This window comes from Pseudomonas sp. ChxA (assembly GCF_030263855.1).
Classification (GTDB): Bacteria; Pseudomonadota; Gammaproteobacteria; order Pseudomonadales; family Pseudomonadaceae; genus Aquipseudomonas; species Aquipseudomonas fluorescens_CB.
The window spans coordinates 1,257,730-1,277,736 of the sequence record NZ_JARPMK010000001.1 but is presented as its reverse complement, the minus strand read 5'-3'; the positions used below and the strand labels follow the sequence as shown (position 1 = coordinate 1,277,736).

Annotated in this window: 20 protein-coding genes and 1 pseudogene; 14 read left to right on the top strand and 7 right to left on the bottom strand. The window is 58.8% G+C overall.

The genetic code is table 11. From position 1 onward, the window contains the following. Positions 1 to 10 precede the first annotated feature (10 nt). Complete coding sequence (locus P5706_RS05655) at positions 11 to 763, top strand: NBR1-Ig-like domain-containing protein (RefSeq protein WP_274598018.1); 753 nt, start codon at positions 11 to 13, stop codon at positions 761 to 763. Between the two features lie 29 nt (positions 764 to 792). Here the strand turns inward: P5706_RS05655 and P5706_RS05650 are convergent, their stop codons facing one another. The 4 genes and pseudogenes from P5706_RS05650 to P5706_RS05635 all read right to left on the bottom strand — a co-directional run bounded on the left by P5706_RS05650 (position 793) and on the right by P5706_RS05635 (position 3,145). Next, the gene (locus P5706_RS05650; RefSeq protein ID WP_285678736.1) at positions 793 to 1,443 is read right to left on the bottom strand and encodes a glutathione S-transferase family protein; all 651 of its coding nucleotides are present in this window, start codon (positions 1,441 to 1,443) and stop codon (positions 793 to 795) included. Between the two features lie 47 nt (positions 1,444 to 1,490). Then, positions 1,491 to 2,126: a LysE family translocator gene (locus P5706_RS05645; protein ID WP_056858292.1), complete on the bottom strand. Its 636-nt coding sequence runs from the start codon at positions 2,124 to 2,126 to the stop codon at positions 1,491 to 1,493. Positions 2,127 to 2,579: 453 nt separating this feature from the next. Continuing rightward, a pseudogene (locus tag P5706_RS05640) lies at positions 2,580 to 2,678 on the bottom strand (PIN domain-containing protein); the annotation flags it as partial. Beyond that, the gene (locus P5706_RS05635; RefSeq protein WP_285678735.1) at positions 2,675 to 3,145 is read right to left on the bottom strand and encodes a helix-turn-helix domain-containing protein; all 471 of its coding nucleotides are present in this window, start codon (positions 3,143 to 3,145) and stop codon (positions 2,675 to 2,677) included. The gene P5706_RS05635 and the pseudogene P5706_RS05640, both read right to left, overlap by 4 nt. A gap of 191 nt (positions 3,146 to 3,336) precedes the next feature. On the opposite strand from P5706_RS05635, the gene P5706_RS05630 reads away from it, so the two are divergent. The 3 genes from P5706_RS05630 to P5706_RS05620 are packed head-to-tail and all read left to right on the top strand — an operon-like array spanning position 3,337 to position 5,225. Next, positions 3,337 to 4,473, top strand: coding sequence for an S-type pyocin domain-containing protein (locus P5706_RS05630; RefSeq protein WP_285678734.1), 1,137 nt, complete (start codon positions 3,337 to 3,339; stop codon positions 4,471 to 4,473). Further along, positions 4,470 to 4,694, top strand: coding sequence for a hypothetical protein (locus P5706_RS05625; RefSeq protein ID WP_285678733.1), 225 nt, complete (start codon positions 4,470 to 4,472; stop codon positions 4,692 to 4,694). Before P5706_RS05630 ends, P5706_RS05625 begins: the two co-directional genes overlap by 4 nt. Positions 4,695 to 4,733: 39 nt before the next feature. Further along, positions 4,734 to 5,225, top strand: a complete 492-nt coding sequence (locus P5706_RS05620) for a hypothetical protein (RefSeq protein ID WP_285678732.1) — start codon at positions 4,734 to 4,736, stop codon at positions 5,223 to 5,225. Here the strand turns inward: P5706_RS05620 and P5706_RS05615 are convergent. Beyond that, entirely contained in the window at positions 5,182 to 6,564 is a 1,383-nt protein-coding gene (locus tag P5706_RS05615) for an ATP-binding protein (RefSeq protein WP_285678731.1), read from the bottom strand. The genes P5706_RS05620 and P5706_RS05615 overlap by 44 nt on opposite strands. Beyond that, positions 6,561 to 7,223, bottom strand: coding sequence for a response regulator (locus P5706_RS05610; RefSeq protein ID WP_017135419.1), 663 nt, complete (start codon positions 7,221 to 7,223; stop codon positions 6,561 to 6,563). The genes P5706_RS05615 and P5706_RS05610 overlap by 4 nt, the downstream gene beginning before the upstream one ends. 218 nt (positions 7,224 to 7,441) lie before the next feature. On the opposite strand from P5706_RS05610, the gene P5706_RS05605 reads away from it, so the two are divergent. The 3 genes from P5706_RS05605 (at position 7,442) to P5706_RS05595 (ending at position 11,416) form a co-directional block, all read left to right on the top strand. After that, the gene (locus P5706_RS05605) at positions 7,442 to 8,710 is read left to right on the top strand and encodes a sialidase family protein (protein ID WP_285678730.1); all 1,269 of its coding nucleotides are present in this window, start codon (positions 7,442 to 7,444) and stop codon (positions 8,708 to 8,710) included. Next, complete coding sequence (locus P5706_RS05600; protein WP_285678729.1) at positions 8,710 to 9,321, top strand: hypothetical protein; 612 nt, start codon at positions 8,710 to 8,712, stop codon at positions 9,319 to 9,321. The genes P5706_RS05605 and P5706_RS05600 overlap by 1 nt, the downstream gene beginning before the upstream one ends. Positions 9,322 to 9,394: 73 nt before the next feature. Further along, a complete protein-coding gene (locus tag P5706_RS05595) occupies positions 9,395 to 11,416 on the top strand; it encodes an LTA synthase family protein (RefSeq protein ID WP_285678728.1) in 2,022 nt (673 codons plus the stop codon). Here the strand turns inward: P5706_RS05595 and P5706_RS05590 are convergent, their stop codons facing one another. Beyond that, positions 11,417 to 11,791 carry a c-type cytochrome gene (locus P5706_RS05590; protein WP_056858301.1) on the bottom strand — a complete coding sequence of 125 codons (375 nt, stop codon included), beginning with the start codon at positions 11,789 to 11,791 and terminating at the stop codon, positions 11,417 to 11,419. 181 nt (positions 11,792 to 11,972) lie between these two features. Between P5706_RS05590 and P5706_RS05585 the strand changes: the two genes are divergently transcribed. From P5706_RS05585 to P5706_RS05555, 7 genes are all read left to right on the top strand, one after another. Then, on the top strand, positions 11,973 to 12,353 hold the full coding sequence (locus tag P5706_RS05585; protein ID WP_017135414.1) for a response regulator: 381 nt from the start codon (positions 11,973 to 11,975) through the stop codon (positions 12,351 to 12,353). Positions 12,354 to 12,547: 194 nt separating this feature from the next. Further along, a complete protein-coding gene (locus P5706_RS05580) occupies positions 12,548 to 13,162 on the top strand; it encodes a biliverdin-producing heme oxygenase (RefSeq protein ID WP_285678727.1) in 615 nt (204 codons plus the stop codon). Further along, the gene (locus tag P5706_RS05575; protein ID WP_285678726.1) at positions 13,159 to 15,387 is read left to right on the top strand and encodes an ATP-binding protein; all 2,229 of its coding nucleotides are present in this window, start codon (positions 13,159 to 13,161) and stop codon (positions 15,385 to 15,387) included. Before P5706_RS05580 ends, P5706_RS05575 begins: the two co-directional genes overlap by 4 nt. Before the next feature lie 142 nt (positions 15,388 to 15,529). Beyond that, on the top strand, positions 15,530 to 15,727 hold the full coding sequence (locus P5706_RS05570) for a hypothetical protein (protein ID WP_285678725.1): 198 nt from the start codon (positions 15,530 to 15,532) through the stop codon (positions 15,725 to 15,727). A 108-nt stretch (positions 15,728 to 15,835) separates the two neighbouring features. Beyond that, a complete protein-coding gene (locus P5706_RS05565; RefSeq protein ID WP_285678724.1) occupies positions 15,836 to 17,734 on the top strand; it encodes an alkaline phosphatase D family protein in 1,899 nt (632 codons plus the stop codon). 287 nt (positions 17,735 to 18,021) lie between these two features. Further along, positions 18,022 to 18,330, top strand: coding sequence for a helix-turn-helix domain-containing protein (locus P5706_RS05560; RefSeq protein ID WP_200434340.1), 309 nt, complete (start codon positions 18,022 to 18,024; stop codon positions 18,328 to 18,330). 190 nt (positions 18,331 to 18,520) lie between these two features. Continuing rightward, entirely contained in the window at positions 18,521 to 19,534 is a 1,014-nt protein-coding gene (locus P5706_RS05555) for a sensor domain-containing diguanylate cyclase (RefSeq protein ID WP_285678723.1), read from the top strand. Positions 19,535 to 20,007: the final 473 nt, after the last annotated feature.

The window sequence follows — 20,007 nt, the reverse complement described above, 5'->3', positions numbered from 1 at the left end:
GACGACGAGCATGTTGTCCTTTTTGGCGAACAAAGTGACGACACATCAAGGACAGGGATTAACAATTAAATTGAGCATCAAGACTCGCGACACCCTCCGCGCTCTAGTCGTAAGGCGCAGCCGAGAACTGGGCAAACCCATGACCACATTGGCCAAGGAAGCCGGCATCTCCAGAACTTACCTCTACGGGTTGGCGGGCGGCGCTTCACAAGATCCCTCGGTACGGACGCTAATCAAGCTGGCCAAAGCGCTACAGGTTTCACCGCTGCTGTTGTTCCGCTATTTCGCTGACCTGGCGGGCGCGCCGACGGACGCCAACTCAATGGCCATCACCAACCGAGCAATCGGCCTGCGTGACACGAGTGACATCGCCGTCTTCAACGCTGACGTGACCACCCCCGACCAAACCGTTGTGCTGCCCGGTGAAATCTTTCAAAAAACCTGGGAGCTTCAAAACCTCGGCACCCGCCCCTGGCGCGGTCGAAAGTTGGTGCGCGTGGACGGCGAATACGTCATCGCCCGACGCACCGCCTCGGGCGCGCCGTTGGAAGTGGTGATGGACACACACCTACGCAGCCTGAGCAGCGAAATCCCCATTGCAGAAACACTGCCCGGCCAGCCGGTGCATATCACGGTGGAATTCGCCGCGCCCAAGGAGACGTGTACAGTCACTTCCATATGGCGAATTGAGGACGAACACGGCCAGCCCTGCTACAGCCCCGCGTTCATCCTGCATGTAATCGTCAACGTCATGGCGCGCTGAATTTCACCCCCCCTTCTGATGCCCCTCGGCTAATAATCCAACCGACCGAAAAGCTCTTCGAAGGGGATCATGACGTGTTCGCGATAAGCTTCACGCTCCCGGAGTCTTTGATACCACGCCTCAACGTGAGGAATGAGTGGGCGGGAAATAGCTAAAAAGAAGTAACGGTACAGATGTGTGCCAACAGTAATGTCTGCCAACGACAAACGTTCCCCACCCAGAAAGGGCTGCTCGCTCAAGACCTGGTCAAGTAACTCAAAATATTGAGCGCAGAGACTGATGCTTTTTTCGATAGCTTGCGGATCCCGCAACGCCTCAGGGGTTCGGTAAAAGCCCCAAAACACACCATTTAAAAACGCCGGCTGCAAGCTGGTTTGAGACCAATCCATCCAACGGTCAACTTGAGAGCGCTGAGCAGGGTCCTCACTCCAGAAACCAGATTCCCCATGCCGCGCCGCAAGGTATCTGAGGATACTGTGCGACTCCCACACCACTGTCCCATCGTCATCCTTGATGACAGGCACGCGGCCATGTGGGTTCATGCTCAAAAACGCTGGCGAATCCTTGATGCCGTATTGGCCACCCGCGGGAATATGCTGGTGGGCCAGACCTAACTCACCGATAAGCCACATGACTTTCTGAACATTGAATGATGAACGTCGCCCCCATACCTCAAGCATGCAACCTCCTATTGACTGCCCCTGGCTACAACGTTGTAACCACCCTCTTACCGCCGCCCCTCAACCGCCATCCGCACGGCCAACCCCATCAGCACCGAGCCCATCACCCAACGCTGCACCACCTGCCAGCTTGGCCGTGTGACGAAGAACACGGCGATGGAGCCCGCCATCATTGCAATCACCGCGTTGACGCTCACGCTGATAGCAATCTGCGTAAAGCCCAGGATCAGTGATTGCATCAGCACACTGCCATGCCCATTCGGGTCAATAAACTGCGGCAACAACGACAAATACATCACCGCCACTTTGGGGTTGAGCAGGTTGGTCACCAAGCCCATCATGAACAACTTGCGCGGGCTGTCCTGGGGCAAGTCCCGGACTTGAAACGGCGACCGGCCACCCGGCTTCACCGCCTGCCAGGCCAGGTACACCAGGTACAACGCACCACCGAGCCGCAGCGCGTCGTAGGCAAAAGGCACCGCCATCACCAATGCGGTAATCCCCAGCGCTGCGCAGAACATATAAACAAGGAAACCCAAGGCAACGCCACCGAGGGAAATCAACCCGGCCGTGCGCCCCTGGCAGATCGAGCGGGAAATGAGGTAAATCATATTCGGCCCAGGCGTCAGCACCATGCCGAGGGAGATCAGGCCATAAGCAAGCCAGCTGGACAGTTCGGGCATGGTGTCACTCCTGCAGTATTGTGCTGGGTGCCATGGTAGGGCGTTGAAAAGCAGGGCGTTAGATACAGATCCGCGAGCAAAACGTCATACACCACTCACGGTAAGGTACATGATCGACTTCGCCTCGCTGCCGTACACAAACATCGCACACGTTTGATCTGGATTCTGCAGGAAAAAAAAGACCCTGGCGTCCCAAGGTCTTTTTTATTGCTAACGCTGCTTCAACAGATGTACACCGACCGATGTGGGAGCTGGCTTGCCTGCGATGACCATAGGTATCTACACAACCGGTTAAAACGAAGTCTGTGGTAGGTGGGCTGTTGTGGCGAGCAGGCTTGTCCTGCGTTGGGCTGCGAAGCGGCCCCGTTCTTTCGAGGAGGCAGAAGATAAGTAAGCCAACCAGAGTGATGCCCAACAAATAGGCCCGAGCATTCGAAACTACAACATCACCCCGTACAGTCCCGACAAACCAAGCCACATCAGCAAATCCCGGAGTGCCGCCGGGTAGAGAACACACGCATCGTATACCGCAGTAAACGGCGAACACCTCATCCGTCATACCCCATTCCCAACACCTGAGCTTGTTGCGCCAGCGCTTCCATTGCCTCTTGGCTTTCTTCGTCACGGCGCTGCTTGAACGCCATCAGATCCGAAAACCGGATTCGCCGATGCCGGCCCGTTTTTGTAAAAGGAATGGCGCCTTCCTCCAGCATCTTGACCAGGTGCGGGCGCGAAACGTTGAGCAGGTCGGCAGCCTCCTGCGAGGTCAATTCGGCATGCACCGGTACAACCTTGACGGCATTACCGATAGCCAATTCGCCCAGGATATCGACCAGCAGGCGCAGGGCTGAGGTCGGGAGTACAAGTGTGTGGGGTTTGTCTTCTTTGTCGAAGATGTCGATGCGCTGGGTTTCAAATTTGGTCGAAAGCAAAGATGCCAGCTCTCGCTGGCCTTGCACGGCGGCTTCGACTTCCTTTTCCAGCGGCAGGATCGTTTTGGGGAGTTGATTGGTGATCATGATGCAGCTCCGGTGTTACGCAATTCGGTTGAGCCAAAGCTAAACGAAACAAACGAAAATCGCAATAATCGAAACAGTCATGGCTAACCAAACGCCAGTCTCCTTTTCCCACACCAACCATCGAACGAAGCCGACATCAGCCACTGCTCCCACCCCATAGGCTCACTCCCACACAAGGAAGTGAGCCAGTCATGTCAGAACGCGCGTACCCCATCACCGAAGAAGAACAACTCAAACGGCGGATCCTGACGCCGCAGCCGAAGCGCGTGCCCTATTCACCGCCGATTGATTTATTTGAGCCGCCTCCCGCCCCAGCGCCAACACCCGCCAAACCGCCAGGCTGCGTCTTCACAAAACCCTGCCAACTGCCCAACGGCATCATTCGCTACAACGACCCCACCGGCTACGTACCGCTGGAGTTGATCAAGGACTACGGCCATTTCAGCCTGTTGGGTGGCCACGAGGTAGACAGCCGTGGCGCGGTTGCCTTGCGCAAGATCAGCGGCAGTGCCCTGCCTGTCGGCTTGGGGCAATTGGCGTTGCGATCGGCGGCAGTGGAGTCGGCAGCGACTGCGGTTGGCACTGTCGCCGGTGGGCTGTTGAGTGGGTTGGTCGCGTTGTTATGGCCATCTGAGTTGGGCGATAGCGCGCTCTACAGCGAGGAGCAATTACGCTCGCTGCAACGGGCGCGGTCGCAGATGCGTTTGCATGTCGAGCAGCGTGAGGACGGCACACTCAAGGGATATGGGTTTTACACGGGCAACAACCCCGATTGGCAGATGATTGATGTGGTGCAGTTCCAAAGCCGTGGCGATCAGTTTGTGGCGGATTTGGGTGAGGGCGTGGAGCTGATCTGGACGCCTGCGGTTGATCCGGGTGACACGCTGGGGATCCCGGCGTTGGAGGCTGCGCCGCAAGCGCCGGTGATCTGGATTTATCCGCCGACGGAGAAGGCGGCGCAGATTCTGGTAAACCCGATTTATCCACCAGAGTATCGGGATTTTATTCTGGTGTTCCCGGTGGAGTCGGGGGTTCGGCCGCTCTATGTGGTGGTGAGTGTTCGGGCTGGGGATCACAAGTATCACCCGAGTCCAAAGTTTTTAACCGCCTTTCCAGATGCTGTACGTGCTCCCTCCAAATCCGGAGTCCAGGGAGGAGGCAAGCTTAGGCCTCGGTGGAAAGAGCCACATGGCTACATCTACGAATGGGACTTCGAACGGGGCAAGGTAGAGATGTACAACAAGCGAGGTAAACACCTGGGAGAGTTCGACCCTATAACAGGTGAACGAACTAAAGACGCAAACGACAAGAGAAGGATAGACCCATGAAACACCTTATCTACGTAGTCCCGACGGGAAGCGACACTATTTCGACTGAAATTCCACTCAGCCTGAACGCTGCCGATTTGTTACCCATCATGGGTTGGGAAAATGAACACGAATGTGTCTATGACTACCTGCTTACTCCTCTGCAAATCGAAGGCATCGAAAAACTTACCTCAATGGTCTTTCCAAAAAATGCGTCGCTATATTTAGCATGCGACGCGTAATGGCCATTCTGCGCTAATCATTCAAAGAGTCCGAATTTCATGCGTAGGCTTCCACTTTCAGAGAAAAAGCCCCTCCTCTACCGCTCAGTCAACACCCGGACCCAGGGTGTGCACCACGGCGGCTGTTTCGCTTATCGCTATGAGCGCCACACCAAAAGCGCAAAGAATTCACTGTGCACCCGCGGCTCAATGCATAGCCATCAACGACACGGCTTCGATTACACGCCACTATTTCGGTTTCTCTTAGCCAAAGTCGGTCAGCCATGGGACAAAGTGTTCAGTGAAGCCAACGCCCGCCTGGATCGCCCAGAGCCCGTGTTCTGGATGGTTGCGCTGCATGAAAATGACAAAGACGAATACGTGCGAATAGGTGAGTCCAGCTATTACAGCGGCTTGTGGGTCGACGAGGCAGGCCTGCTGCAAAAGGTTAACCCTAAATTGACGCCCGAACAGATGAAGCCCAGTTGTGACTGCTGCACCCACACGTTCAACGGTGTGGTATTTCCGCAGGTGCTTCCACGCAAGCCGTGAAGCTCAGTTGCGCGCACAAGCCGCCCTGCTCCAAATTTCGCAGGCTCAACGTACTGCCAATCTTCCCCACAATCATCTCCACAATCGCCAACCCCAACCCGGCGCCATTGGCGTTATCCCGGCTGTAAAACCGCTCAAACAAGCGCCCCATCTGCGCCTCATCAATCCCCGGCCCTTGGTCCTCCACGCGCAAACCATTAACGCCGATCACCACCCGTACCTCGCCACCCACCGGCGAAAAGTTAAGCGCATTGGTCACCAGGTTTTGCAACGCAATCGCCAACGCCACCGGCTCGGTTTGCACCCAACATTCTTCATCGCCTTCCAGCACCAGCTCCACGCCTTTTTCCATAGCCAATGGCGTAAGTTCGGCGAGTTCTTCGCGCACCAGTTCCGTCAGTTGCACGGGCTTGTGCACGGGGTTGCTCAGTTGTGGCTCGATGCGGGCCATGGTCAGCAGTTGGCTGCCAATACGCGTGGCGCGGTCTACGCCGTTGACCAAAAAGTCCAGGGCTTCACGCCGTTGTTCTTCGGTCGCAGCGTTTTGCGCGTTTTGCGCGTGAATGCGCAGAATCGCCAACGGCGTGCGCAGTTCATGGGCGGCGTCGGCGATGAAGCGGCGTTCGCGTTCCAGCAGGTCGTCCATCTGCACCAGCAGCCGGTTGAGTGCGGTTTGCATCGGCTCCAGCTCGCTCGGCAGTGGGTTCACGTGCAGCGGTTGCAAGGCGTTGGTGTTACGCCCGCGCAGCTTGCGGGCCATGGTGCGCAAGGGCGTCAGCCCCCAGCCGATGGCCAGCCAGATCAGCACGGTCAGCAGTGGCACGCCAATCACGCTAGGCCAGAGGGTGTGGCGCACGATACGCTCGATCACACTCTGGCGAATGTCGTCGCGCTCGCCCACCCAAATCAGCAGGCCTTGTTGCGGGTCGGCGAGAAGGAAGGCGCACCACTCGTTACCGTTGTCCATCAGGTCATGGGCGCCGAGTGTAGTGGGCGGTGCTGTGAGGACAGGTGCTTCGGCAGAACGCATGAGCAGTTGCCCGTCGCTGCGCCAGACCTGGAAGGTCAGGCGCGTCTCGTAGGGATGGGCCACGCCCTCCTCGCCCACGCGGCTCATGGCTTGGTCGAACGCCTCATACAGGCGGCCCCAGTCTGCGTCGCCAGGATCGCGCTGGCGCAGTACGCCTTGCAGCAGGCGGGCACTCTGGGCGAGCTGGGCGTCGTAGACTTCTTCGATTTCGTGGTGGCTGTCGCGCAGCACCAGCCAACTGATCAGGGCGTCGCCGAGCAGGATCAATACCAGCACCGGAATAATGATGCGTGCGCGTACCGAACTCATGGTTTGAGCGCCAGCACATAGCCCACGCCGCGCACAGTGCGGATCAGCTCTGTGGATAACTTCTTGCGCAGGTTATGGATCAACACCTCCAACGTATTGCTTTCCACCCGGTCCTGCCAGCCATACAGGGCGCGAGACAGCCGCTCGCGGGTCACAACTTTACCGGGGCGCACCATCAGTTGGTGCAGCAGTTGGTATTCCATAGGGGTGACGATGATCTCATCGCCCTGGTAGCGCACTTGCTGGGTGGCCGGATCAAGGCTGACGCCGGCGTGTTCGAGCATCGGTTGGGCGCGGCCCTGGCTGCGGCGCAGCAGGGCACGCACGCGGGCTTTAAGTTCCTCGACGTCGAAGGGTTTGATCAGGTAGTCGTCGGCGCCGGCATCCAGGCCGGCGATGCGTTCGGCGGTGCCATCGCGGGCGGTGAGGATCAGCACCGGCAGGTCATGCTGCCCGGCGCGCAGTTGCTGCAACAGGTCGAGACCATCGAGGCGCGGCAGGCCGAGGTCGAGCAGCAGCAGGTCGAAGCTTTCGGTGCGCAGGGCGTGCAAGGCGCTGAGGCCATCTTGCAGCCAATCCAGGGTGTAGCCTTCGGCGCCCAATGCCACGCGAATGCCTTGGCCGAGGGCGCGGTCATCTTCGACGAGGAGTAGGCGCATAGCAGAATCTCTGTGGGAAACGGCGGAATCATGCCGGTTCTACGCAGGGCTATTCCGGCAAAGATGTTACGGCTCGTTGCCAACTAAGGTTGCACTAAGGTTGGTTTTGCACTGTGCCGGCAGGTACGGGACCACCTGTCGTTATGCATGCTCACCGGCCGCAGGAAGCGCCTGCCGGGTGAACGTGCGCCGTCATCCTTTCTTCTCACAGGTTCCCTATGCGCTGCGCCTTACTGATCTTCAGCCTGCTAGGCGTCTTTATCGCCGCCTGGCTGAGCCATCCGCCCCACGTACTGGCGCCGTTTGCCCAGGCGAACCCGAACCCTGCGAAGGTGGCGGCAGCTCCGCAATACACCAGCCGCTTTGTGTCCTCACAGCTCACCGACTTTGTACACTCCTCCTCCGTTACCGCCCTGCCCGGCGGCGACTTGATGGCCGTGTGGTTTGCAGGTAGCCGCGAAGGCGCCGCCGATGTGCAAGTGCGCACGGCGCGGTTTGATGCACGCAGTGGCGAATGGGGCGGCGAACAGGTGTTGGCCACGCGGGAAAGCACCCGCGACGGCACCCAGCGTTACATTCGCAAGCTGGGCAACCCGGTAATTGCCCTGGGCCCGGATAAACGCCTGTGGATGTTTTACGTGTCGGTGTCAGTCGGTGGCTGGGCCACTAGTGCGATCAACGTGATGGTCTCCGATGACCTCGGCGCGAACTGGTCGGCGCCTCGGCAATTGGTGACGTCGCCGTTTTTCAATATCAGCACCTTGGTGCGCGCCGCGCCCGTGTTCCATGCCGATGGTTCGATTGGCCTGCCGGTGTATCACGAGTTCATGGGCAAATTTGCCGAGTACCTGTACTTGAGTGCCGACGGTGCGGTGATCGACAAATTCCGCATCAGCCGTGGCAAACATTCGCTGCAGCCAACCATCGTGGCGCAGGACGGCCAGCGTGCCGTGGCGATGTTGCGTTACGCCGGTGAAACCCATCACCGCGTGCTCGCCAGCCGAACCGAGGATGCCGGGCAAACCTGGAGCGAGCCGTTCCCGCTGGAACCGGCCAACCCCAATTCATCACTGGCGGCCGTAGGGACTGAAGACGATGGCCTACTCGTCGCCCTCAACGACCTGCAAGACGGCCGCTTCAAGCTCAGCCTCTACGGCACCGACGCGCAAATGACGCAATGGCGCACGGTGGTGCAATTGGATGAGTCGCCGGACCCGCTCGGCCAACCGTTCTCTCCCGAAGCTTATAAAGAAATCATCGGCGAAGGCTTCCGCGCCTCCAGCGGTGCCAAGCGCCTGCCGCTGGAACAGCGCTTTCTGAGCAACCTGGATTACCGCGTGTGCAAACCCCGTGGCTGCGATTTTGAGTATGAGTACCCGTATTTCAGCCGCAGCCCGGACGGCATGTACCACTTGGTCTACTCGTGGAATAACACCTTTATCAAACATGTCAGCTTCAACGAAGCCTGGCTGGCGGAGCGCTTGTGATGATGGCGTTGTGGCAAGCCCATTTGAGTTTTGTATTGCTGGGGTTTGTGCTGCTCAGCACGTTGCGGTTTACCGCGCCCTGGCGGCCATGGTTGTTGCCGGTGTTGGTGGCGTTGAGTTTTATCCCGGTGAATGAACTGCCGTTGGCGGCGTATGTGCGCAGTTTTACCGATGACCTGGCGATCAGCACCTTGGTGTTGTTGGCGTGGGTGGCGGTGTGCCGGTTGGGGCTGGTGCAACCGCTTGCCCGGGCACATCAAGTGCAACTGTTGGTGCTGTTTGGCGGGCTGTGCCTGGTGCTATACCCGGCGGCGATGGGGCTGACGTATTTCGATCCATACCGTTGGGGGTTTAACCCTCGGCCAATGATTGTATTGGTAGGTGCGCTGGCACTGTTGATGTTGGCGCTGCGCAACAGGTTGGCCGTGTGGATGCTTGCAGTGGGCACGTTGGCATTTGCGCTGCGGCTCAAGGCGTCGGAGAACTATTGGGATTACCTGGTCGACCCGCTGTTGATGGGTTACTGCGCAGTCGCCGGGTTAATGCAACTCAAACTGTGGGAGCTGGCTTGTCTGCGAATGCGCCGCCTCAGGCAGTACATCAGCCACTGACACACCGCTATCGCAGGCAAGCCAGCTCCCACAGTGGGTCTGCGTCGTTTTTTTGAAATGGGGAAGGTTAACGATGACTGCGTTGCAATCACGCCGCCTGCGCTACGGCGTGGGCGCGATCGGGTTGGTGTTTGTGTTGCTGGCGGCGTTGCGGCTGGTGTTTTTAATCAGTTTTTCCGGCCTGGATTTAAACACCGAGGGCTTGCTGGAAACCCTCGGCATCGGCTTGCGTTTCGACCTGCGCCTGGCGGTGTTGCTCCTGCTACCCGTGGCCGTGCTCGCCTGGCTGCCGCGCTGGAACCTCATCACCCTGCCCGCCCTGCGTTGGCTGGCACGCGGCTATCTGCTGATTGCACTGGCCGTGGTTGGCCTCATCTACATCATCGACTTCGGCCACTATGCCTACCTCGGCGTACGCATCAACGCGACGGTGCTGCGCTACCTGCAAGACGCGCAGATTTCTCAACAGATGGTGTGGGAAACCTACCCGGTGCTGTGGATAACTGCCTGTTGGTTGGCGGCAGTGGCTGTGTGGGTGTGGGCGCTGGTGTGCCTGGAGCGATTGACCCTGGATCGTGAGCCAAAAACCATCGGCAAACTTACAGTGACGTCGTTGTCCGTGATCGGTGTAGTCATGGTGCTGCTGGCCCTGCTGGGCCGCGTGGCAAATCTCAACCTGGAAAACCCGGTGCCGCTGCGCTGGAGCGATGCGTTCTTCTCCGGCAACAGCCAGGTCGCCGCCGTAGGCCTGAATCCTGTGCTGTTTTTGTACGACACGCTCAAGGTTGGCCAGTCACAATTCGATGAAGCCCAGGTGCGCAGGCATTACCCGCAAGTGGCCGAGTACCTGGGCGTTGAGCGGCCTGACGCGCAACAGCTGAATTTCAGCCGTGAACAAGGTGTGCAGCCCTACAAACTGGCAGGCGAACGCCCGCCCAACGTGGTCTTCGTTATGCTCGAGTCCTTGGGCACCAGCGCGGTCGGCGCCTATGGCAACCCACTGAACCCCACGCCGAACCTGGACAAGCTGGCGACACAAAGCTGGTTCTTCAAACACTTCTATGTGCCCGTCACCGGCACCGCCAAAACCGTGTGGGCGAGCATCACCGGCGTGCCCGACGTGACCCGCCAGGAGACCGCCACGCGCAACCCGTTGATCACGCGGCAACACACGTTGATCAACGCCTTCGAGGGTTACCAGAAGTTCTACATGATCGGCGGCAACGCCGGCTGGGCGAATATCAACGCACTGATCCGCCAGAGCATCGACGGCGTGCAACTGTTTGACGAAAGCCACTGGCGCTCGCCCCGGGTGGACGTGTGGGGCATCTCTGACCTGGACCTGTTCAAGGAAGGCGACCAGTTATTGCGCGCCGCGCCCAAAGGCCAGCCGTTCTTTGCCTACCTGCAAACTTCCGGCAACCATCGGCCGTTCACCATTCCAAAACAAAACGACGGTTTTCAGTTAAACAACGTAACGCTGGAACAAGCCCAGGCCGCCGGCTCACGCAGTGTCGAGCAATACAACGCGGTGCGCCTGCTGGATTACAACATCGGCCGCCTGATGGACATCGCCAAGGCCGGTGGCTGGTACGACAACAGCATTTTTGTGTTCTTTGGCGACCACAACACGCGCATCAGCCAGATCCCGCACATGGCGCCTGCCTTCGAGCAACTGGGCCTGGAAAGCAACAACGTGCCGCTGCTGATCCACGCGCCGGGGCTTGAGCCACGCGTTATTGAGGAGGCCGTGGGGTTGGCGGACTTGCTGCCGACCGTGGCTGGCATGGCGGGTGTGCCGTTTCGCAACGGCGCGATGGGCCGCGATATCCAGCAGCCGGCACCGGAAGGCGAACGTGTGGTGCCACTGGTGCTGCACGAAGGCACCTTCCCGATTATCGGCGGCGTGACCCAGCACTTCCTGTTGCAGATGCAGCACGACGGCGGCTCACCGACCTTGCATGACCTGGCGTCGCAAACACCGCGCGAAGATGTGGCCGAGCAGCATCCCGAAGAGTTTCAGCGCCTGCAGGGGCTGACCCGTGGGCTGCATGAAAGTGCGCGGTTGATGCTGTTCAGGAACGTGCGCGAATGATTACTTGGGCTGGAAGGTTTCCAGGTAGGCCAGGATGTTTTCGATCTTTTCCGGGTCGCTGATACCCCAGAAGATCATGCGCGTACCGCTCACCACCTTCTTCGGCGCCTCGATATAGGCCGCGAGTTTGTCGCGGGTCCAGACCACGCCGGAGTTTTTCATCGCGTCGGAATACTGATAGTCCGTGGTGGTGCCGGCAGGTCGACCGATGATGCCGTTCAGCTCAGGCCCGAAGCCGCCGCGTGCGCCTTCACCGATGCTGTGGCAGCCGCCGCAGGTCTTGCTGAACAGTTTGCCGCCCGCCTCGGCATCGCCGGCCGCCAAGGCCGGGGCGGTGTTGAGGATCAGGGCGAGGGTCAGTAAGGCGTACTTCATGCAGGGCTCCACAGCGGGCAACGATGCGGCAATTATGCCTGTATCCGATTGGGCGTGCCGCTGCGGGCAACCCCGCGCAACCGCTCTAAAACGACCACCCATCGTTTAAAAAACATCCAATCGAACCTATTCAATCAGCGCCCACTCCACCCTACTGAACCCTGATGGAGGAGTAAGGATCATGGCTCAGCCATCGATTTTGGTATTGGAAGACGACGAAATCATTCGTGCGTTAATGGTGGATGTATTGGAGGACTTCGGCGCACATGTGACGTCGTTTCCTTCGGCGGATGAAGGCATGATTTACCTGGAACGTGGCGATGACCCGGTAGACCTGATCGTCAGTGATATCCAGATGCCGGGGTTACTCAATGGCTATGACTTGAGCAAGGTGGTCGCGCATCGCTGGCCGTCGGTGCCGGTTGTGCTCACTTCTGGCAATACCAAGCTGGCGGCGCAACTCGGCGGCTCGGTGCGGTTTTTACCCAAGCCCTGGAGTGCGGAACACTTGGTTGAGTGCGTACAAACGGCACTGACCCAGCAAGGCGCTTCCATGCACTAATAGCGCCGCGACATCACTTAAACCGAACTTGCTGCAGTGCCTTGTGGTCATTCATTACGCAAGGAGCGACTTTTCTGATCCGCCGGTCAGTCTTTTCGCCTTGTGCGTACAGTTGACGGCAATGAGTTGTGTAGAATCGTCGCCCATTTCACGCGTCATTCATGGCCTTAAGGCCCACAGTTCGAGCTTATTGAATGCATTCACAGGCCCATGACGTTAGTGCGCCCTCATTGCTGGAAGCGTTGCGCACAGGCACGGTTTTGCTGCATGTGGCGTTGGAAAAGCGCCTGCCGTTTTTTTCCGATGAGTTGGATGCTGGCTGGTATCGGCGCTTGCTCCAGGCGTACTACGGGTTTTATGCGCCGATGGAAGCGGCGCTGTACGACAGTGGCTTGATCCCCGACGGATATGACTCCGTACTGCGTGTGAAAACACCCACGCTGCTGGGCGACTTGCGCGCCATTGGCTTGAATGATTACGCCATCAACGCCCTGCCCCGCTGCACCCAACACCCGAACTTCGACACCCCCGCCGCCTGCCTCGGTGCCCTGTATGTACTGGAAGGCGCCACCCTGGGCGGCCAAGTACTGCGCCGGGAAATGGCCCGGCGCCTGGGCATACACGCTGACAACGGCGCAGCGTTCCTGGATGTATACGGCGCCGATACCGGTCGACGCTGGAAGGACTTTCTCGATTACCTGGGCCGCCTGCCGCTGGATGCTGACGCAAAACAGCGCGCGGTCGATGCGGCCCGTTCTACATTCAGTGGCTTTGAGCTATGGCTCGCCAGCCAGGAGGTACTGCTATGAAAACCGAAGATTTCGAAGAACTGCTTGCCAACTGTGCCGACGAACCCATTCGCTTTCCGGGCGCGATCCAGCCCCACGGTGTGCTGTTGACGTTGTCGGAGCCTGAGCTGCACATCACTCAGGTCAGCGCCAACGTGGCCAGCTTGTTCGGCCACGCACCCGAAGCCCTGTTGGGCCAGCCGTTGCATCAGTTAATTGGCGCTGAGCCTGCCCAAGCCGTGCAAGCAATCGCTCAAAACAACGCGTTTCTCGACGCGCCGGCGCTGCATGTCACGCTCAATGGCGCGCCATATGAAGGCCTGCTGCATCGCCATCAGAACGTGCTGGTGCTGGAGTTCGAACCGCGCCTTGAAGATTTCAAACCTCGCGCCCTGAATGGTCGCACCAGTGACCTGGGCAAGATGTTGCAACGCTTGCAGTCGGCGAAAACCCTGCAGGCGCTGTACGAAATCAGCGTGACTGAGATCCAGGCCATGACCGGTTACGACCGGGTGCTGATCTATCGCTTCGAAGAAGAAGGCCACGGCCAGGTGATTGCCGAAGCGTCGGCGCCGTCCATGGAGCTGTTCAACGGATTGTTCTTCCCCGCGTCCGACATTCCCGAACAGGCCCGCGAGCTGTACCGCACCAACTGGCTGCGCATCATCCCGAACGCTGCCTACGAGCCGGTGCCGCTGCTACCCAAGCTGCGTCCGGGTACTGACCAGCCGCTGGACTTGAGCTTTGCCACCTTGCGCAGCGTGTCGCCGATTCACTGCCAATACATGCAGAACATGGGCGTGCTGTCGTCCATGAGCATCTCGTTGATGGCCGGCGACAAGCTATGGGGCTTGATCAGTTGCGGCAACCGCGAGCCCTTGCTGGTGCCCAACGACCTGCGTGTTGCCTGCCAGACCATCGGCCAGGTGTTGTCGCTGCAGATCAGCGCCATGGAAGCCCTGGACTTGAGCCGTCAGCGCGAAGAGAAAGTCGAAGCCCTGGCACTGCTCGACCGGGCGATGAAAGCCTCGGAGCAAAACGTCTTCGATGGCCTGGCCCAGCAGCCGCAAGTGCTGATGGACCTGACCCTGTCGGGCGGCGTGGCAATCATCGAAGACAAACAACTGCACCGTTACGGCAATTGCCCCGAGCCTGCGCAGATTCGTGCGCTGCATAAGTGGCTGCAAGAAAGCGGCGAGCCGGTGTTTTCCAGCCATAACCTGACATCGGTGTACCCGCCTGCCGCCGAGTTCCAGCCAGTGGCCAGCGGTGTTCTGGCCATGAGCCTGCCTAAGCCTGTGGATAACGGCGTGTTGTGGTTTCGCCCGGAAGTCAAAGAGAACATCAACTGGAGCGGCGACCCGAACAAACCGCTGAACCTGGAAAGCTCCGACGCCGGTTTGCGCCTGCGCCCACGCACCTCGTTTGAAATCTGGAAAGTCGAGATGGCCGGCATCTCCACCAAGTGGAGCCACGGCGACCGGTTTGCCGCCAACGACCTGCGCCGCTCTGCCCTGGAAAATGACCTGGCCCGCCAAGTGCTGCGCGAACAGCAAGCCGTGCGTGCGCGTGATGAGCTGGTGGCGGTGGTGTCCCACGACCTGCGCAACCCGATGACAGTTATCTCGATGCTCTGCGGCATGATGCAGAAAGCCTTCAGCTCCGACGGCCCACATACCTCGCGGCGCATTTCCTCGGCCATCGACACTATGCAACAGGCCGCCGGGCGTATGAATGTGCTGCTGGAAGACCTGCTCGACACCTCGAAAATCGAGGCCGGGCGTTATGTGGTCAAACCGGTGTCTCTGGACGTTAGCCAGATGTTCGAAGAGGCCTATTCGCTGCTCGCACCGTTGGCGATGGAGAAAGGCATCGACTTGTCGTTCAACGCCGAGCCCGGCCTGCTGATCCATGCCGACCCGGAGCGCTTGTTCCAGGTGCTGTCGAACCTGATCGGCAATGCCATCAAGTTCACGCCGCGCCAGGGCAATATCGGCATCAGCGCCATGAGCAATGGCGAAGACATCGTGTTTTCGGTGCGTGACTCCGGCGAGGGCATTGCGCCTGAGCAATTGCCCCATGTGTTTGATCGCTACTGGACCCAGACCGAAAACAACCCCACCGGCAGCGGATTGGGGCTGTATATCACCCAAGGAATCGTGCAGGCCCACGGCGGGCGGATTGAGGCTGAGAGTGAGTTGGGGCGTGGCAGTGAGTTCAGGTTTACGGTACCCAAGTCTGTCTGAAACGCATTCAGTCCTACGGATATTAAACATGCAGAAACCCATGGCCGGGAACGTTAACCCGGCCAGCGCCACTGAGTGGGTGCGCAGTCAAAGGGAGTATTGATGCGAGAACATCCCTCCAATTGAGCAAGAGGTTTTTCCCATGAATATCGTCCACATGCTCCCCGGCTTTCAGTACAACATAGCTTTCCAACTGGCCAACCAAATGGCTGAAATAGCCATCCAGTCCGCTGAAAAGCCCTCACGTCCTGACAGTAACCCCATGATGCAAAACGCACCGCCCAAGCCCAAGCCTTATCGAACGTCCCTGGAATCCCTGGGACAAGGCCATCTGCTCTAACACAACAAGGGTAATCGGCTGCAAGGTATCTGCGGCACGCCTTTAACAAAACGCTGACATCCTCTGCGTTACCCTTTTAAGTCCTACCTTGTATGAGCTGCTTGCTTCATGCCGCCATCCGACACACTGCCCGCCGTCATTGCCGGCCCACTGCTCAGGCGCCTGGAACCCCAGCGCCTGGTGATCTGGCTGGTGGGCAGCCGTGTCCTGCCATTGTGCTTAAAGCTGCAAGCGCCTCAAGGCCAGACGCTGACGATCGATCTGGACACCCAGCAGTGCCAAGTCGTGCCCGTTGGGCGCCACGCCTTTATCCACCTGATCGACGTTACCCTGAGTGAAGCCCTGCCGCTGGACGTGAGCATCGACTACGACCTGCTGGTCGACGGCTGTGGCATCGCGCAATGGGCGCCGCACCTGCTGTATCTCGATGCCCCATTTGCAAATTTCGTATTGCACAGCCGCATTCACCAGTTGGTGCATGGTTCCTGCCGCAAACCCCATCACCACGCCGATGACGGTTTGCTGTGCATCGACCGCCTGCTGGCTGACGCGTGCACACCGGCCGAACGCCCGGCGCTGTTAATGATGAGCGGTGACCAAGTCTACGCCGACGATGTGGCCGGGCCCATGCTGCGGGCGATTCATGCGCTGATCGCACGTCTAGGGTTGTTCGACGAATACCTGGAAGGCGCCGTGGTGGATGACAGCGCCAGCCTCTACGGGCATCGCGCCAGCTATTACCACCGCGCGGATCTGCTGCCCGCACTGGACAGCAATGAGACCCTGCGCGAACGGTTTTTCGGCGGTGTGAAAAAACCGATCTTTACAAGCAGCACCGCCGACAACCACCTGGTGACCTTTGCCGAAGTACTGGCGATGTACCTGTTGGTGTGGTCGCCCACACCCTGGACCCTGATCGCGCCACTGCTGCCGTCATTAAGCGCGCCGGAACAACTGCGCTATGACCACGAGCAAGTGCAGGTCGATCGGTTCCGTGACGGCCTGCCCGGCGTTGCGCGGGTTTTCGCGCACCTGTCGACGCTGATGATCTTTGACGATCACGACATCACCGACGACTGGAACCTCAGCGCCCAATGGGAAGCCACCGCCTACGGCCATCCATTCTCCAACCGCATCATCGGCAATGCCCTGCTCGCTTATATGCTGTGCCAGGGCTGGGGCAACCAGCCGGATGTGTTTGGCAAACTGTTGGAACACACCCAGACGCTGACCACGCACGTTCAAGACAACCACTTGCACGCCAGTGCCCACGATGAACTACTGCAAACCCTGCTGAAATTTCAGCACTGGCATTACGTACTGCCCACCACGCCCGCGCTGGTAGTGCTCGACACTCGCACAAGGCGCTGGCGCAGTGAGTTTGCGCTCAAGCAACCTTCCGGCCTGCTGGACTGGGAAGCTTTGAGCGAACTGCAGCAGGCCCTGCTGGACCACCCCTCGGCCATCATCGTCTCGCCCGCGCCGATCTTCGGCGTCAAGCTGATCGAGACGGTGCAGAAAGTCTTCAGTTGGTGTGGCTACCCACTGCTGGTAGACGCCGAAAACTGGATGGCCCATCGCGGCGCCGCCCAGGTGATCCTCAACATCTTCCGCCACTCGCGCACACCCGGTAACTACGTGATCCTGTCGGGCGATGTGCATTACTCGTTCGTCTATGAGGTGCTGATTCGCCACCGCAGCGCCGGCCCCAAAATCTGGCAGATCACCAGCAGCGGCATCAAGAACCAATTCCCGGCACGCTTGCTGGAGTGGTTCGACCGCCTCAACCGCTGGCTCTACTCACCGCGCTCGCCCCTCAACGGCTTCACGCGCCGACGCACCATGCAGGTAGTACCGCATATTCCGGAGCATGCCGAGGCGGGTGAACGGCTGTGGAATTCGGCGGGCATCGGCCAAGTGTTTTTCAATGCGCAGGGCCAGCCGGAAGGGATTTACCAGCACAATGCGGATGGCAAGCCGCGAACGCGCATGGTGGCTCCTGAGTAAGTTTTCTTACGTACGGCAAACCATTCTCGTACCCACCTTTCAGAAAACTCATAACTCTATATTTTTACTGATTTTTTTTTGAAACCATTCAACCTCAGCAACTCACAAAATAAGTGCCAGGCTCTGAGCAATCTTCGCGAAAACACTTCTCAATCGCCGATTGCGCAATGAACCTATTTTGGTGCACTCGGTGAACGACCTACCTCTCGTGTTGCACGTCGCATTTTACCGAACCGAGGCTGGCAACGAGCCCGTGCGTGAATGGCGGTTGCTCTGAGGAACATTCCATGAATAAGCATATCGGCTCCAACTTTGATGATTTTCTCAGCGATGATGGGCTCATAGAAGAAGTCTCTGCTGGGGCGTTGAAGCGTGTTATTGCCTGGCAGTTGGCAGAGGCGATGAAGGTGCAGAAGGTCAGCAAGAAAGCGCTGGCAGAACGTATGCATACCAGCCGTACCGCCGTCGATCGAGCGCTGGACCAAAACGACGCGGGCATGACGCTGTCCACCCTGGCCAGTGCGGCAAGGGCATTGGGTCAACATGTCGAAGTACGCCTGGTACCGAACAGGCAAGCAAGGCCCGCCACGGTGTGAAAGACCGAGCCAGGCGAGCACGATGTATATCTCTACGGCTGCCGGTTAATGGCCTATCGCCACACCACTAAAGCAGCACATCCAGCCTATTCAAAGCGTGCAAGCCGCAATGTAGAGTAACCTCAGCCACGGTGTACCGGCGTCAATGAAGACTGGCCGTAGGAGCCAGCATCGGCAGGGAAGCGCACAGATGAACGATACATCCGGCAATAAACCGCAGCTCAATAACTTTTCCGAACTCAACGCCGACATGTTGCATACGGTGATGGAACTGGTCAGCGACGGCATCTGGGACTGGAATGCCAACACCGGTTTCGTGTACCGCAGCCCCGGCTGGTACATGATGCTTGGCTACCCCCGCCACTCCCTGGAGAACAGCGTGTTCACCTGGGAGAACGTGATCCACCCCGAAGATTATCCACGCGTCATGGCCGTTTTTGATGACTACATCAGCCAACGCGCGCCCCATTACCAGGCCGAGTATCGTTGCCGCAAGGCTGATGGCACTTACCTGTGGATAGAAGACCGTGGCTACGTCATTGCCCGTAACCCCGACAATTCGGTGGCGCGCATGGTCGGCGCGCACCACGATATCCATACACGCAAAATTTCCATCGAACAGCTGCAACAGCGCAACCAGTCGCTGGAAGCGTTGGTGGCCGAACGCACCCTTGAATTGTCACGGGTCAATCAGCAACTGCAATTGCAGTTGGACGAAAACCGTTCCCTGGCCGAACAGGACGCCTTGACGCGCATCGCTAATCGTTATCGCCTGGAAAAGGTGCTGCTGGAGGAGTGCGACCGTGCCGAGCGCTTCCGTGTACCACTGGCCTTGGTGGCCATGGATATCGATGACTTCAAGCCGATCAACGACAAACATGGTCATGGCGTCGGCGACCAGACCCTGGTGAGCGTGGTAGACAGCCTGCAAGTCTGTATGCGCCAAGGCGACTTGCTCGCACGCTGGGGCGGCGATGAGTTTATGGTGGTCCTGCCCAAAAGCACCTTGGACATCGCCAGGCAAATGGCCGAACGTATCCGTCAGGCCATCGCCGAGATGCCCGCCGTGGGCGACTTCAAAGTCACCCTGAGCCTGGGCGTAGTGGAGCGGCGGATGGGCGAAACGCCCGCCGCCCTGATGGCACGTGCCGATCAAGCGCTGTATCGGTCCAAGGCGGCGGGCAAGGATGTGGCCTCGGAATGATGTGGGAGCTGGCTTGCCTGCGATGGCGGGCTTTTGGTGCTGGTGTTGGTGTTGGTGTTGGTGTGTATATCCGTTATTTAGGTAACGGCGGCCTATGGTTCCGCTCTTACAGCGGGTCACTTTTGTAAAGACACAAAAGTAACCAAAAAGTCTTCGCCCCAACACTCGGTGCCTCGCTTAGGCTCGGCATGCCCGCAATCCGCCAGTGATTTGGGGGGCCGCCGCGATGGGCCATCCTTGGCCCAGCGCGGCTAAACCGGCATCCCTGCCGGTTTACCCCCCAAATCCCTGTCGAATTGCGGCCATCGTGTTTGACGGGGCGATTTCAGATCAAGGTCAAAAGCGCAGATCAAAAGACCGCTGACTTCGTCATCGAAAAGGATGTAAGGGCCGGAGCAACAGCAAAAGCAAAAGCAGAGCCATACTCGGTCAACTGTGGGAGCTGGCTTGTCGAATCGTCGCACCGCTGCGAT